Source organism: Enterobacter sp. B79-1 (assembly GCF_057444735.1).
Genome location: NZ_JBYAZJ010000003.1, coordinates 395,457 through 410,273 on the forward strand (window position 1 = coordinate 395,457; position 14,817 = coordinate 410,273).

Annotated in this window: 13 protein-coding genes; 8 read left to right on the forward strand and 5 right to left on the reverse strand. The window is 55.0% G+C overall.

All coding sequences use genetic code 11. The annotated features are described in order from the left end of the window. Positions 1-38: 38 nt before the first annotated feature. Entirely contained in the window at positions 39-995 is a 957-nt protein-coding gene (gene ytfQ / locus AC2T6E_RS12280; protein ID WP_014882271.1) for a galactofuranose ABC transporter substrate-binding protein YtfQ, read from the reverse strand. A 309-nt stretch (positions 996-1,304) separates the two neighbouring features. Here ytfQ and ppa point away from each other — a divergent pair, with 309 nt between their 5' ends. The 4 genes from ppa (at position 1,305) to AC2T6E_RS12300 (ending at position 3,448) form a co-directional block, all read left to right on the forward strand. Then, positions 1,305-1,835, forward strand: a complete 531-nt coding sequence (ppa, locus tag AC2T6E_RS12285) for an inorganic diphosphatase (protein WP_010427397.1) — start codon at positions 1,305-1,307, stop codon at positions 1,833-1,835. Positions 1,836-2,057: 222 nt separating this feature from the next. Then, entirely contained in the window at positions 2,058-2,642 is a 585-nt protein-coding gene (locus tag AC2T6E_RS12290; protein WP_486691961.1) for a hypothetical protein, read from the forward strand. Beyond that, on the forward strand, positions 2,639-3,109 hold the full coding sequence (locus AC2T6E_RS12295) for a hypothetical protein (protein ID WP_126816379.1): 471 nt from the start codon (positions 2,639-2,641) through the stop codon (positions 3,107-3,109). The genes AC2T6E_RS12290 and AC2T6E_RS12295 overlap by 4 nt, the downstream gene beginning before the upstream one ends. Before the next feature lie 21 nt (positions 3,110-3,130). After that, positions 3,131-3,448 carry a hypothetical protein gene (locus AC2T6E_RS12300; RefSeq protein ID WP_486691963.1) on the forward strand — a complete coding sequence of 106 codons (318 nt, stop codon included), beginning with the start codon at positions 3,131-3,133 and terminating at the stop codon, positions 3,446-3,448. Here AC2T6E_RS12300 and AC2T6E_RS12305 read toward each other — a convergent pair. Genes AC2T6E_RS12305 through tamA form a run of 3 tightly spaced genes read right to left on the reverse strand, consistent with a single transcriptional unit; the run spans position 3,428 to position 9,281 of the window. After that, positions 3,428-3,772 (reverse strand): gamma-glutamylcyclotransferase family protein, encoded by a 345-nt coding sequence (locus AC2T6E_RS12305; protein ID WP_010427401.1) that lies wholly within the window; start codon positions 3,770-3,772, stop codon positions 3,428-3,430. The two genes, AC2T6E_RS12300 and AC2T6E_RS12305, sit on opposite strands and share 21 nt — an antisense overlap. Before the next feature lie 2 nt (positions 3,773-3,774). Continuing rightward, positions 3,775-7,551: an autotransporter assembly complex protein TamB gene (gene tamB, locus AC2T6E_RS12310; protein ID WP_486691966.1), complete on the reverse strand. Its 3,777-nt coding sequence runs from the start codon at positions 7,549-7,551 to the stop codon at positions 3,775-3,777. Then, positions 7,548-9,281, reverse strand: a complete 1,734-nt coding sequence (gene tamA / locus AC2T6E_RS12315) for an autotransporter assembly complex protein TamA (RefSeq protein WP_120159586.1) — start codon at positions 9,279-9,281, stop codon at positions 7,548-7,550. The genes tamB and tamA overlap by 4 nt, the downstream gene beginning before the upstream one ends. Before the next feature lie 225 nt (positions 9,282-9,506). Here tamA and msrA point away from each other — a divergent pair, with 225 nt between their 5' ends. Continuing rightward, on the forward strand, positions 9,507-10,148 hold the full coding sequence (msrA, locus tag AC2T6E_RS12320; RefSeq protein WP_010427407.1) for a peptide-methionine (S)-S-oxide reductase MsrA: 642 nt from the start codon (positions 9,507-9,509) through the stop codon (positions 10,146-10,148). On the opposite strand, the gene AC2T6E_RS12325 is transcribed toward msrA, so the two are convergent. Continuing rightward, a complete protein-coding gene (locus AC2T6E_RS12325) occupies positions 10,149-11,207 on the reverse strand; it encodes a LacI family DNA-binding transcriptional regulator (protein ID WP_108417873.1) in 1,059 nt (352 codons plus the stop codon). 192 nt (positions 11,208-11,399) lie between these two features. Between AC2T6E_RS12325 and AC2T6E_RS12330 the strand changes: the two genes are divergently transcribed. From AC2T6E_RS12330 to AC2T6E_RS12340, 3 genes are read left to right on the forward strand one after another with little or no spacing between them, the layout of a single operon-like run. After that, positions 11,400-12,551: a Gfo/Idh/MocA family protein gene (locus AC2T6E_RS12330; protein WP_010427410.1), complete on the forward strand. Its 1,152-nt coding sequence runs from the start codon at positions 11,400-11,402 to the stop codon at positions 12,549-12,551. Positions 12,552-12,567: 16 nt separating this feature from the next. After that, positions 12,568-13,737, forward strand: a complete 1,170-nt coding sequence (locus AC2T6E_RS12335; protein ID WP_486691972.1) for a Gfo/Idh/MocA family protein — start codon at positions 12,568-12,570, stop codon at positions 13,735-13,737. Between the two features lie 11 nt (positions 13,738-13,748). Then, positions 13,749-14,816 (forward strand): Gfo/Idh/MocA family protein, encoded by a 1,068-nt coding sequence (locus AC2T6E_RS12340; RefSeq protein WP_486691974.1) that lies wholly within the window; start codon positions 13,749-13,751, stop codon positions 14,814-14,816. Position 14,817: the final 1 nt, after the last annotated feature.

Genomic DNA, 14,817 nt, shown 5'->3' on the forward strand with positions numbered 1-14,817 from the left:
GCCGGGTAAGCGCAGCGCCACCCGGCAATTTCACTGGATCAGTAGCCCATATTTTTCTTCTTCTCTAACTCTTCTTTCGCCGTATCCGGCAGGTAGAGCGTGGACTTGGTGACCGTCACCTTCTCAGGCATCGTGCCGTCTTTCTTGAATTTCTCCAGCGCGTCGAAGGCCGGGCCCGCCATGTTCGGCGTCAGCTCCACGCTGGCGTTGGCTTCACCGTCGATCATCGCTTTGTAGATGTCCGGCACGCCGTCGATAGAGCCGGTGAGGATATCTTTGCCCGGTTTCAGACCCGCTTCTTTAATCGCCTGAATCGCACCGATCACCATGTCATCGTTGTGGGCGTAAACCATGCAGATGTTCTTGCCGTTGTTTTCAGCCTTGATAAAGCTCTCCATGACCTCTTTGCCCTTACTGCGGGTAAAGTCACCGGACTGAGAGCGGATAATTTTAATGTTTGGCGCTTTAGCGATGGCTTCAGCAAAGCCTTTCTTACGGTCGATGGCCACGCTCGCACCGACGGTGCCCTGCAGTTCAACGACGTTACAAGGCTTGCCGTCGACCTGTTTCACCAGCCAGTCACCAATTAACTGTCCTTCAAGCACGTTATTGGCCGTCACGGTGGTCATATAGAGAGATTTGTCTTTTACATCAATGGAACGATCGAGCAGGAAGACCGGGATCTCCGCGTCTTTCGCTTCCTTCAGCACGGGCTCCCAGCCGGTCGCCACGACGGGCGCAATAAAGATGGCATCTACGCCCTGGGCGATAAAGGAGCGTACGGCTTTGATCTGGTTCTCTTGTTTTTGCTGACCATCGGCGATTTTCAGCGTGATCCCGCGTTTCTGGGCCTCGCTTTTCGCGACGTTGGTTTCTGCCGCTCGCCAGCCGGATTCAGAGCCGACTTGCGAAAAACCTACGGTTAAAGGTGCGGCCATCGCCATAGACGACATGGCTGCCGAAACTGCTGTGACAAGAAGTAAGCGCTTCCACATATGAACGTCCTCGTAGGGTGAGTTATTGTTGGTTAAAAGATGTTCTGCGAAATGACTATAGCCAATGAAATATGTAACGAATTGCGTTACATCACACTTCAGAAAAGTGAATAAAACGTTAATCACAAGTTTGTAATCGCTTTCATTTCACCATTAAAAATGCGGCTGAGTTTATGGATTTTCCTGTCATGGAAACGGTCTGAAAAGTGGGGTCAACGAGGGAAGATGGCGAAAACAGGCGGAGACATTCAGCGCGAGTTGGCTATAATACCTGCCACTTGTTTACCATCCATTTTAAAGGACACCGACATGAGCTTACTCAACGTCCCAGCGGGTAAAGAACTGCCAGAAGACATCTACGTAGTTATCGAAATCCCGGCTAACGCAGATCCGATCAAATACGAAGTGGACAAAGAGAGCGGCGCCCTGTTCGTAGACCGTTTCATGTCTACCGCGATGTTCTATCCGTGCAACTACGGTTACATCAACCACACCCTGTCTCTGGACGGTGACCCGGTTGACGTGCTGGTCCCAACGCCATACCCACTGGAGCCAGGCTCCGTCATTCGCTGCCGTCCAGTTGGCGTGCTGAAAATGACCGACGAATCCGGTGAAGATGCGAAGCTGGTTGCGGTACCGCACACCAAGCTGAGCAAAGAGTACGATCACATCAAAGATGTGAACGACCTGCCAGAGCTGCTGAAAGCGCAGATCACTCACTTCTTCGAGCACTACAAAGACCTCGAAAAAGGCAAGTGGGTTAAGGTTGACGGCTGGGACAACGCTGAAGCGGCGAAAGCAGAAATCATCGCCTCTTTCGAGCGCGCGGCTAAGAAGTAATTCTTACTGCCTGTCGATAAAGCCCCGCATGTCGGGGCTTTTTTATTTCTTTGGTTAAAATCGGCACAAACGTATTATTTAAGAAAAATCCCATTCTTTTTGATTTGGATATTAAAAACAGAAAAGACACCCTATCATTTATGGTGGGAGTGGTTGAATAGCCTGGCTCTTCACAACATACTGTCACGATGAGCATTAATCCCCATTCCTTACAGGATTCATATGTCATCCATTAACATTGATGTTGCCCGCCCAACTGGGATTTATTTTATCATTGAACGGCTGTATTCCCGCGATGGTCTTATGCCTTCTGTTGGGGAAATCAGCCCCTCTTTAACACAGGTGCACCGTACTGTCATTCAGCTAAAGCGCAAGCAAGATATGTTTATGGATGGCGTTAAGGTTATCCCTAAAGATATTACCCTTTGGCAACAGATAAAATATATTACGGGTTCAAAAGTAACGACCAAAGATACAGATGCGTTAGTGTATACGACCGATTTTATTGGATCTCTTGTTGCCACAACACCTTTAGGTAATATTGAGCATGAAAATATTCCTCGGTTCCTCACGACAGAGTCTATCCACGCCCTGCCGCAGGCGGTGAGTTATGGGCGTGATCCCATCCCACAAGTTCTTCTTTATGGTCGTAAGGATATTGTCTTCTTTATGGACAATGGTGGTAAAGGTACGCCAACCGCTATTGCAAAATATAACCACAATACTCGTGACCTTGCCATAATCAAAGATCAGCTAGAAGCCAGTAAAACGATGAAGGAACTGCTATCTAAGGGAGCAAAATCATGAGCAAGAAAAACCATACCGTGAGCCTATTCGTCCTTATTATTGCCTCCTTTATATTTGGCAGAGGTACGTATGTTGAATATCTGTCATGGTACTATGGAAGCGATAATTTAATATTCAGCGAAATAAACAGTTCCTTACTATCAAGTTTATTTAACGGGTTTTACTTCGCTCTATCAGCAAGTATTATTTATGCATTACTCACTCTATTAAAAAGAATTCCAGCGAATATTGTCACTTCTTGCCTACTTCAATTCTGTATTAACATCGGGCTATATACGCTTTTTGTTGCAGTAGATAGAGGATATAGTAAATTACATACTTTAAGCTCGGGTGCTACTGATATCACCCACAGCTATTTTTTAGGGGCGTTGCTGACGAGCACACTCCTGACCGTCGCGATCGTGAGCGTTATACATGCTAAGTTTCTTTCTTCAAAGCATAAAGATGGGCTACATAAAGGCGTTTGACTGTTACGGAAAAGACAGCAAATGGCAGTATCTCTGCATCATGACATTCCAGCTTGCCTGGTTTTTGTTTTACTTATGGCTCCCTTATCGAAGCGATTATGCGATTCTGCTGTTTTTACTGTTTTTCCTGCCCGTGATTTCAAGCAATACGCGGTGCATAAACTACTATGGCCGTTCACGAGCCCTGTGTTTGTTATGGCTTATTGCCCCGTACATCATGCTGTTCGTTCCTCTGTTTTTAACCCGGCGCCGGGATACAGAAGAGAGTTGAAGGAACAAAAAAAGCAACGCCACCTTTCGGTGGCGTTGCTTTTTTTTTCAGTACTGGTCTCTGTCTAACCAGTTACCGCTTTCAATCCGCGTTAGCCCATCAACAGGACGCTGATAAACGTACATCCACGCACTTCCGTATGGCGTCTGGATCAACTGGCGAGCGTATTCACCGCCCCTGGTGCGCAAGGCATCAAGTTCGGCAAGCGTAGCATTGTCAATACGATAAACTTCACCCTGTACTGTTCCTTCCCCCGGAACCGCGCCTGGATAGTGGCCCAGACTGTACAACTGGTAGTTCTCGATATTGTAATTCCCCAGCAGCAGGGCATTGGTCATCCAGTGACTGTTGCCTTGCTTGGTTCGTAAACTGCCGTACACAAATATTCGCATTGCTAAAACTCAAACTGATAGAGCAGATCAAGTGCCTGGTCTACGCCGGACACTGCTTCCAGATATAGCTTAGGCATCAGGCGATAGCGTAGCGTGAGTGTTGCCAGTGAGTCAAAGATCCCCACACCATATTTTACCTGCAGACCCGGCAGTACATAGCCGCTGACCACCACCTGCGAGGAGTCGCCCACGCCCTGGGTGTCCAGCGCCAGATTGCTTACGCCGAACGTCTCGCCGATTTTACCCACAACCTGACCACTTTGTGCAACCCCCAGACCCACTAACATTGATGTCATCGCAGCACCATCGCCTTGTGCGCTATCCAGTCCCTGTCCACGCAGGAGATAAGAAAGTGCTTCTTGCTGCGACATGGCCGGGTCGGAGAAGATCTCCGCTTTGGGTTCGTCGGCAGAGCCGGTGACACGCACGCCAGCAATCACATCGTTTTCAGTCGCTTCAGGGTTACGAATGGCTTCGATATTGAGCACCGGCTGATCCGGTGGACCGGAGAACAACAGCTCGCCTTTACGCACAATCAGATCCTGACCGTAGGCGTGGAAACGCCCATCAGGAATATTGATTTGCCCGTTAAGGCCCAGCCCTTGACTGTCCTGCGCCACTTTCAGATCGCCCGTGAGCCTCGCCTTCAGCCCAAACGCATCCAACCGCACGTTATTCCCCACGTGCACGATAAGATTACTATTGATTGGTATGCCTGCGCTCTGTTGTTCAACAGGTTTCAGATTTTCACTGAGCATAACTTCATCGCTGGAGACGCCGACTGCACTTTCCGGTACCTCGTGAACCACGATACGCGCCCACGGCACGTCGACACGACCGTCCAGAGTGAACAGGCTCGGTGTCGCCTCAAAGACGACGTCAGGTGAGACATCCAGACGCACCATCGGCGGTACGGTGATGCGTACCCGGCTCCCCTTCGCCGCGATGCGTGCGCGCCAGTTATCAAGCTGGCTCCAGTCAGCATCACCGCTCAGATTAATTTGCCCCTGCTGGGTCAGCACCGAGCCGTTCAGCGTCGAACTCATGCCGTTGAAGTTCAGTGCTATCTGGCTCGGCTGCATGTCGAACGGCATAAAGTTACCGTCAATATCGAGCCCGCTGAGCCGCATCTGACCAAACAGCTGCGGGCTTTCCGCGTTGCCAGCCAGACGCAGATTGGCATTGAGCAGTCCCACGGCTTTTTCCCCGCGCGCGAAAATGGGGTTCACCATCGCCAGGTTGAAATTGCGGATATTCACGTTACCGCCGAGATTACGCCGCCCTTGCGGATCGGTAATCTGCACCTGCCCGTCCAGCTGACCGTTGTTGGTCAGGCGGATCGTCCATCCCAGCTCAGCACGGTTGTTATGCAGATCGGCACTCAGGTTCAGGGTGTCGAACGCCACCGGCAGCGGCGCGTCGTTGACTTCTTGCGTCACCTTCACGTTACGCCCGGAGAGCGTCACGCTGCCCTGCGGCAGCCCCTCTTTGGTGGTGTCCCATGCGACATCCGCTTTACCGCTGAAGACGCCGCTGGCCTGGGTCGTGTCCGGCATAAACGGCTTTAGCATCGCCAGATCGAAGCGGTTGAGGTTAATCTGCGCGCGCCCTTCTGCCCCCGCATCAATAGTCTGCGGTACGCAAAGTTCTGCGTTAGGGTTGGTCCAGCAGTGCGGTCCGATGCTGATCTTCTGCTCGGCGTTGCGGTAGTCCAGCGCAATGGAGCGCGACAGCGCCAGCGGCCCAACCGGCGTGCTGAAACGGGTGTTATCCAGTTGCCCCTTCCAGCGTTCCGCTTTGCGGTCGAAGCTTCCCGTCAGATGGAGCTGGCCGGACACCGGTTCGCCCTGCACGCGCAGCTGGAGATCGTGCTGCTTCTCGTTGCCTTTGGCTTCCAGCGTCACCAGATTGATGTTCACATCCGGCTGGGAGATACGCTCCACGCGCAGGTTCAGATTGCCGCCGATCTGATCGGTGGATTTTACATCCCCTTCAACGCGAACGCGGGCAACGCTCAGCTCCTGCCAGCGCAGGTTATTGGCGGTGATATCCGCCAGCAGCTGCGGCGCCTCCACCGTACCGCGCACCTTCACCAACCCTTTCGCCGTGCCGCCAAGACCCGGCAGGGCGTTATCCAGATTCGGCGCGTCGATGGTGGCATCCAGGTTGAGATCCTTCACGCCCAGCTCGCCTTTGATATCCGCCGTGTTGCGGCCCAGCGCCACGTGCAGCCCCGGGATGATCCACTGCAGATAGCTGTTGCCTTTCAACGAGCCTTCAACGTTAACCTTGTTCTGCTTCACGTTCCCGGTGAGCTTGATTTCCGGTACGTCCATCTGCCAGGTGCCGCCGTACAGGCTACCGCGGGTTTTAATCAGACCGTCCAGTTTCGACGGCCAGTCCGGCACCTCTTTGGCAGTATTAATGCCCGTCAGCTTCAGCTCGCCGCGCCAGCTGATTGCCTGCTGCCAGTCAAGCAGCGCGGTCAGCTCGGTTTTGCCTTCCAGCGCCGCGACGGTCAGCTTGTCGAGGTTAACCTGCTGTTCGTTGCCTTTTGCATCCAGCGTAATGTTCGCGGGCGGCACGCCCTGCCCCTTCACCGCGGTGCGGAACGACAACGTGTAATCGGTCATCTTGCCGCTCAGCTTCAGCTTCAGGTCATCGGCCTGGAACTGTTTTTCGCCAGTAAACGGCCAGTAAAGCTGCTTGCTGACAATCTCAAGATTGAGCGGCAGCCCGGCCTCCGCCAGCTGCGTTTGCGCGCGCAGGACCATGTCCACCGGGCCGGAGAGATTGACCCCGACGTCCAGCTTCTCGCGCAGCGCCCCGCCTACTTTGACCTTCACCTTTTCGCCTTTCAGCGGGTCGATGTTCAGGGCGCTGTTGAGGGTGATATCCACCGGCCAGTTGTCGCGCAGCAGGGCATTCCCTGACGCATTGACAGAGCCCTGATTGGTGTCGATATCCAGCGCGTCGAGCTTCATGTTGCCGTCAATGCTGCTGACTTTCAGCAGCATGTTATAGACCGTCAGGTCGGTATCGCCCGTCAGACGCAGCTGTTCGCCTTTGAATTCCTCAATGTTGAGGTTCAGCGGCAGATGCACGTCGGTCATCTCCGGCAGAACCGGTTTCGAGAAGAGATCTTTCAGCGTTTCACCCAGCGGCTTTTCTTCCGGCTGCGGGTTCTGGATCTTCGGCTCAACAATCTCTTCCTGCGCCACGTCGGCCACTTTCGGTAGCGCAATCAGCAGCCCCTGCAGGGACGTTGGCGTCAGGGTAAGGTTTTTCTCCTGCCAGCGCAGGCCGGAGGTGAAATCCATCACGGACACGGTGGTGTCGTCGATTTTGATATTGACGTTATCCAGCGCCACCCGATAGAGCGCAATCGGGTACGGTGTGGACAGATTCAGCGGGCCGCTATCCTCTTCCTCGACCGGCGTAGACTTCGGCATTTTTTTTGAATCTATCGCCACGTTCACATCTTTTAGCGACAGGTCGTTCACGCAGAGCTTACTGTCCCGCAGACAGCCCAGCGTCACGGCCAGATGGAATTCGCCTGCATTAACGGCCACACCCGGCTGCTCATAACGAATGTTCTTCAAACGCAGGTCGCGCCAGCCACCCGTCACCTGGCCAATTTCCAGCCCCGGCACCCAGCGGTTAGCCGCGTTAAACAGCAGATGCAGGCCGGTGGTGGTGCCCACCAGAAACGCCACCGTACCGAGCAGCAGCACGATAAAAATCAGTACGCCGAGGCTTATCTTCTTCCATAAACTCATAATTCAGGCCCCAGACCGATGTAAAACTGTAAACCGTGTTCGTCTTTGTCGCCCACCGGAACGGCGAAATCGAGCTTGATGGGCCCGACGGGAGACTGCCAGCGCACGCCTACGCCCGCGCCGGTTTTGAAATCGCTGCGGCGGATGTCGTTCACCGCTTCACCGCCGTCCACGAACATGGCTCCCCACCACTTGCCGCTGACGTTGTACTGATACTCCAGCGAGCCGGTCGCCAGTTTTGATGCCCCGGTCAGCTGGCCTTTTTCGTTTTCAGGTGAGATCGATTTGTACTTATACCCGCGAATGCTGCGGTCGCCCCCGGCGAAGAAGCGCAGATCGGGCGGCACGCGTTCGAAATCGCCCGTTTCAATCCAGCCCAGGTTGCCGCGCATCACAAAGCGGTGTTTGTCGTACAGCGTGCGGATCCAGACGTTTTGCGCCTGAAAGACGGAGAAGTCCACGTCGGAGCCCCAGGCGGTGTTGGAATAATCGATGGAGTAGCGCTGTGAGTCGCCCCAGGTCGGCATCAGGCCCCCGCGCGAGCGGGTGCGGCTGATCATCACGCCCGGATAAAGCAGCATGGTGGTGTTGGTGACGTTGGCCTGGGTAAAGTGGTCGAGGCTCCAGCGCAGGTTAATGGCGCGCTGCCAGCCGCTTGAAAGATCCCAGAAACGCGATACGGCAAGCGTCGTTGAGTCCTGCTCGGTGTCGTTCAGGTCGGTGCGCTTAAAGCCGCCCTGCAGAAGGTAATACTGCTCAAGCGGATTTTTCAGCAGCGGCATTTTGTAGCTGAAATCCAGCTGCTGCTCAGGCGCAGAGAGGCTCAGACTTGTGGTCAGGCTGTGGCCGTAGGAGTTCATCCACGGTTTTTTCCACGATGTTTTCACGCGTGGGCCAACGTCCGTGGAGTAGCCGACACCGGTTTCAATGGTGTTCTCGGTGCGCGGAGAGACCACGCCATGCAGCGGCAAGACTTTCGTTTTACGGGACTTTTCAAATTCCGGCGCGACAATCACCGAGTTAAACCAGCCGGTTGCCGACAAACGGCGGTTGAGTTCGCCCAGGTCGCTCGACTGGTAATAGTCGCCTTTTTTAAACGGTACCAGGTTTTGCAGGTACTCCTCGCGGATCTGCGATCCTTCGAACGTCACATCGCCAAAACGATAGCGTTCACCGCTGTCGTAGTCGATGTCCCAGAAGGCCTGACGCCTCTCCAGCGCTACGCCAAGCTGGCTTTTATTAAACTGGCTGTCGAAATAGCCTTTACGTAGCGCGACGTTGGTTAAGGATTTTTTAAAATGATCGTAGTCGCCGTGATTCAGAACGGTGCCAACTTTAGGACGGGTACTCAGCAGATCCAGGTAATCCCGATCCGTACGCGCGCCGCCGCGCAGCACCACGTTGGTACCGCCAATCAATACCGGCTCACCCGCTGAGACGCGGGCAATCAGCACCTGACGCCCCTTCTTTGGTGGCGGGCGGAGGTCGAAATCAATGGTGGGTTCGTAATACCCCAGCGCTTTCAGTCCTTCGCGGATCGCGTCATCCACGCGCGCGCGAAAACGCCGGTCCGGCGTCACTTCGTCACTCTGGATCGTCGATAACTGCGCGCGCACGTTTTTTTCCAGCGCCCCGGATAACCCCTCAACCTGCAAACGGACATTCGCCGCGCTGGCAACCCCGCTTGTCAGCAATACACTGACCAAACATAACTGGCGGATTTTTGTCACGTTTTCTCCTGAATATCCCTGTTTCCACCCTGGAAGCAAATGAAATGCCGCTCTGCGGCAAAAAAACGGCCTGTTAGCCAAAAACCCAAATCGTGGGTTGAAAATGGGTGTAACACCCAAATATTTCTTATGATTAAATCTAGACTCATTCAGCGCATTTATTGTGTTCAATTAAACGCTTCGTGACAACCTTAACCGAAACATCGCTACCCGGGAGGCACCATCGTGAGTTTATTCGACAAAAAGCATCTGGTTTCACAAGCAGATGCATTACCGGGACGCAACACCCCTATGCCTGTGGCGACCTTACACGCCGTAAACAACCATTCAATGACAAACGTTCCTGATGGAATGGAGATCGCCCTGTTCGCCATGGGCTGCTTCTGGGGAGTTGAACGTTTGTTCTGGCAACTGCCCGGCGTTTACAGTACCGCAGCAGGCTATACTGGCGGTTACACGCCAAACCCAACCTACCGCGAAGTGTGCTCTGGCGATACCGGTCACGCGGAAGCGGTTCGCGTGGTGTATGACCCGGCCATCATCAGCTACGAACAACTGCTGCAGGTGTTCTGGGAAAATCACGACCCGGCGCAGGGCATGCGTCAGGGTAACGATCACGGCACCCAGTACCGTTCGGCCATTTATCCGCTCACACCCGAGCAGGATGCTGCCGCGCGCGCCAGCCTTGAGCGTTTTCAGAAAGCCATGCATGACGCGGGCGATACGCGCGAAGTGACCACGGAAATCACCACCGCGAAGCCGTTCTATTATGCCGAGGACGATCACCAGCAATATCTGCATAAAAACCCGTATGGCTACTGCGGAATCGGAGGCATCGGCGTCTGCCTGCCGCCACAGCTGGCCTGATCACTGGTCTAGCGCCACGCGAGCCGCGTGGCGCGTCGCATTACTCACCGAACCAAAATCCATCACCTTCCCCTGCAACAGCAAATTATAAACCGGCGCCTGAGGTCGGTTGAGCCGTGTTTGCAGCAAATGCACCGCTTCTATCCCCAGTTCACGACAGGGCACCGTGACGCCGGTGACCGGTTTTTCCAGGCGGTGCGCTAAATTCCAGGCAAAATCGGTGGTGATGAGTGAAATGTCTTCCGGGATACGAAGCCCGTGACGCGTCAACGCGCTGATCACCCCCTCCACCATGCTGGTACTGTTGGGGAAAATCACCTCCGGCCACTGCGCTTTATCATGACTCGACAGCCACTCATCCAGCGCCTGTTCGGCCTCCTCCGCGGTAAACCACTCCGTCACTAACAAATCACGTCGTGGCTCAAAGGCAATGTGAAAATGGCGGTACGCCTCTTTGATACCATCCAGGCGAGCATAGAGCGTATCCCGCCGCAGACACGTTAAGGTCAGCACCCGGCGGTGTCCCTGCTCAAAAAGGTGCTGCATGGCGGTAAAACCAATGGCCCGATGGTCGGGCGAAACGGAGTCCAGCACCCGATCCCTGTCGACGGAATTAATTAAAACGCAGGGTTTATTGAGCGTGCTGGCCAGTTTAAATATGGTGGAATCATCCGTGCCAATGATAATTATCGCGTTGATATTTTTATGACTGGCCTTTTCCAGAAACAGTTTTACATCGGCGTGCTGTTCTTCTAATCCGCAATAGCTGACCCAGACATTATGCGGCGCGCTGGCTTCGGCGATTCCTTTGGTCACTTCGAGATAAAAAATATCGCCGCGGCCCTGAAAGGTTCTTTCCGGCGCAAAAACAGCGATACCGTTAATTAATAGCCGCCCGCTTGCCATGGATTCAAGGACACCTAATTCCCGCGCGGTGCGAACAATCGCTTCCCGGGCCTTATCGCTGGTATACGACTTCCCGCTTAGCACCCTTGAGACAGTGCTAACGGAATAGCCCGTCAGGGAGGAAATTTCCTCCATTTTTAACTTACCCGCCATAGTGTGACCTCGCTCCCAATCAGTTTTTGCAAATATTTGCAGAAACAGCGCATTGATTTTAAAACTAAATTTCAAAATGGTTAGAGTTTACTTATTGACCTTGCGAGTATTCTCACAAAAACACATTGTCGCTGCGCCTGAGCTTTCCTATTTTCCGGTCATCACTCTTTTTGACTGAAATTAAGGTGAGACATGGAGAAGGTACGTTTTGGCATTATTGGTATAGGTAATATTGGCACGGTCCACGCGCGCTATTTACTGGCGGGTACCGTCAGCGACGCCTGCCTGGCGGCAGTTTGTGATAACGCGCTGGAAAAGCATCCTGCCATTCGTCAGATGGTCGGCACCCTCCCACTGTTTAGCGATGCGCAGGAGATGCTCCAGAGCGGGCTTATCGATGCGGTCATTGTCGCCACGCCGCACTATGAGCACCCGCGCCTGTCGATGCTGGCGATGCGCAACGGCATTCATACCCTGTGTGAAAAACCGGCGGGCGTGTACACGGCGCAGGTTCAGGAGATGAACGCCTGTGCCCAGGCGTGCGACGTGGTGTTCGGCATCATGTACAACCAGCGCCCGAATCCGCTCTACCAGAAAGTGAAAGATCTGATCGACAGCGGCGAGCTGGGTGAAATCCGCCGTTCAAACTGGATCATCACCAACTGGTATCGCTCGCAGAGCTACTACAACTCCGGCGGCTGGCGCGCCACCTGGAAAGGTGAAGGCGGCGGCGTGCTGCTCAACCAGGACCCGCATCAGCTCGATCTCTGGCAGTGGCTGGTCGGCATGCCGGTCCGCCTGCGCGCGTTCTGCCAGTTCGGTAAGCATCGCGATATCGAAGTGGAAGACGAGGTCACCGCCTACGCCGAGTATGCCAACGGTGCCACCGGCGTGTTTATCACCACCGTCGCCGAAACGCCGGGCACCAACCGCCTGGAAATAGCGGGCGATCGCGGCAAAGTGGTCGTCGAGGAGGGGAAACTGCGCTACTGGCGACTGCGCGAATCCGAAACCGCCTTTAACGCCCGCTGGGAGAACGGTTTTGGGGAGCCTGAGTGCTGGGAAGTCTCGATCCCCGTCGCCCCTGAATACAGCGAACATCACGTCATTACCGCCAACTTCTGTGCGGCCATCCTGCGCGGCGAACCGCTGATTGCACCGGGTCTGGAAGGGATCCATGGGCTCACGCTCTCTAACGCCATGCACCTTTCCACCTGGACGGACGACTGGGTCGAGCTGCCGCTCAACGAAAAACAGTATCTGCGCCTGCTTCAGCAACGCATCAGCACCTCAGTGGCTAAAGAGACAGCCAGCGTCACGCTGGACGCCTCTGGCACCTGGTAACTCCGGAGAAGAAACGATGTTAAATGTCGCCATTGTGGGAACGGGGAATATCTCGCATAACCATATTCAGGGCTATTTGCAGTTTGGTCAGCGCTGCCGGATCGTTGCGCTGGTGGATATCTACCCGGAAAAAGCGGAAGAGAAAAAAGCACGCTACGGCCTGGCAGATGCCCGCGTGTATGAAAGCCACCGTCAGATGCTGGAATCTGAGCCGAATGTCGACATCGTCGACGTCTGCACGCCGCCCTACGTCCACGCAGAGATCGGTATCGACGCGCTCAACGCCGGTTGCCACGTGCTGTGTGAAAAACCGATGGCCGCCTCGCTGGAGGAGTGCGACGCGATGATCGCCGCACAGCAGGCCAGCGGTAAAACGCTCTCCATCATTGCCCAGAACCGCTTTACCGATGCCTTCTGGCGCTTAAAAGCGGCGCTGGACTCCGGCCTTGCCGGGAAAGTCTGCCATGCGCAGGTGGACTCCTTCTGGTGGCGCGGTCACTGCTACTACGACCTGTGGTGGCGCGGCACCTGGGAAAAAGAGGGTGGCGGCTGCACCCTTAACCATGCGGTGCACCACATCGACGCCATTCAGTGGATGCTTGGCTTCCCGTCCGAGGTGGTGGCGATGATGACCAACGTGGCGCACGACAACGCTGAAGTCGAAGACCTCAGCGCCGCGATCTTCAAATACCCCAGCGGCGCGCTCACGCAGTTGACCGCCTCGGTGGTACACCACGGCGAAGATCAGAAAATGATCATTCAGGGCGATAAAGCGCGCATCTCTGCGCCGTGGCAGGCCTTTGCCAGCGTCAGCGCCGATAACGGCTTCCCGCAGGAAACCCACGACCAGCAGCGAGAAGCACAGCTCAACGCCGTTTTTCAGGAGACGCCAAAGCTCGAGTGGACGCTGCACACCGGGCAGATCAATGACCTGCTTTATGCCATTGAGCACGGCGCCGCGCCGCTGGTAGACGGCGTGCAGGGCAAACGCTCGCTGGAGCTGATTACCGCCATTTATAAATCAGCCATCACTCGCGCTGTCGTCTCATTACCCATTGGCCGCGACGATCCGTTTTACCGTACCGGCGGGACCAACGCCCTCGCCCCCCGTTTTTATGAAAAATCCGCAAGCGTCGCCAACTTCAGCGAAGTGGGTGCGATTCCCCTCGGCAAAGATCTGGATTAAGGAGTGACACCATGAACAAGAATGACGGTATGAACTACGCCCCGGTGGGCAAACCGCAGCCGGTTGTCCGCGAGGGTGAATTCGTCTTCGCCGCCGCCGCGCTCGACCACGGCCATATCTACGGGATGAGCAACGGCCTGATAGAAGCCGGAGCCACGCTGAAATGGGTGTTCGACCCCGATCCGGCCAAAGTGGATAAATTTATCCAGCAGTACCCGCAGGCAAAAGTGGCAGAGTCGCTGGAGGTGATCCTCAACGACGACGAGGTGCGTCTGGTTGCGGGAGCAGCAATTCCTTCCGAACGCTGCGCGCTGGGGCTGAAAGCGATGGCGGCGGGGAAAGATTACTTCACCGACAAAGCGCCGCTCACCACCCTTGAACAGCTGGCGGACGCCAAAGCGATGGTCGAAAAGACCGGCAAGAAATATGCGGTGTACTACAGCGAGCGTCTTCACGTAGAGAGCGCGGTTTTTGCCGGGCAGCTGGTGCAGCAAGGCGCCATTGGCCGCGTCGTGCAAACCCTGGGGACCGGGCCGCACCGGGAAGGCACGGGCCGTCCGGACTGGTTCTACGATCGTCGCTACTTCGGTGGGATCCTGTGCGATATCGGCAGCCACCAGATAGAACAGTTCCTGTTTTATACGGGCAACAGCGATGCCACCGTCGTCGCCAGCCAGGTGCGCAACGTTAACCATCCTCAGTATTCGGCGTTTGAAGATTTCGGCGATGCGATGCTCAAAGGCGAAAACGGGGCTAGCGGCTATTTCCGCTGCGACTGGTTCACGCCGGACGGACTCTCCACCTGGGGCGATGGCCGCCTGACGCTACTTGGGACCGACGGGTATATCGAAATCCGCAAGTATGTCGACCTCACCCGCGGCGAGCAGGACGTGGTGTATCTCGTCAATAAAGAGGGGGAGTTCCGCTATCCGGTGGCCGGGCAGGTCGGGTTCCCGTTCTTTGGCGAGCTAATCCTCGACTGCCTGCACCGCACCGAAAACGCCATGACGCAGGCACACGCTTTCAAGGCTGCCGAACTGTGCGTGAAGGCTCAAATGCTGGCCAACGCAGCCGGATAAG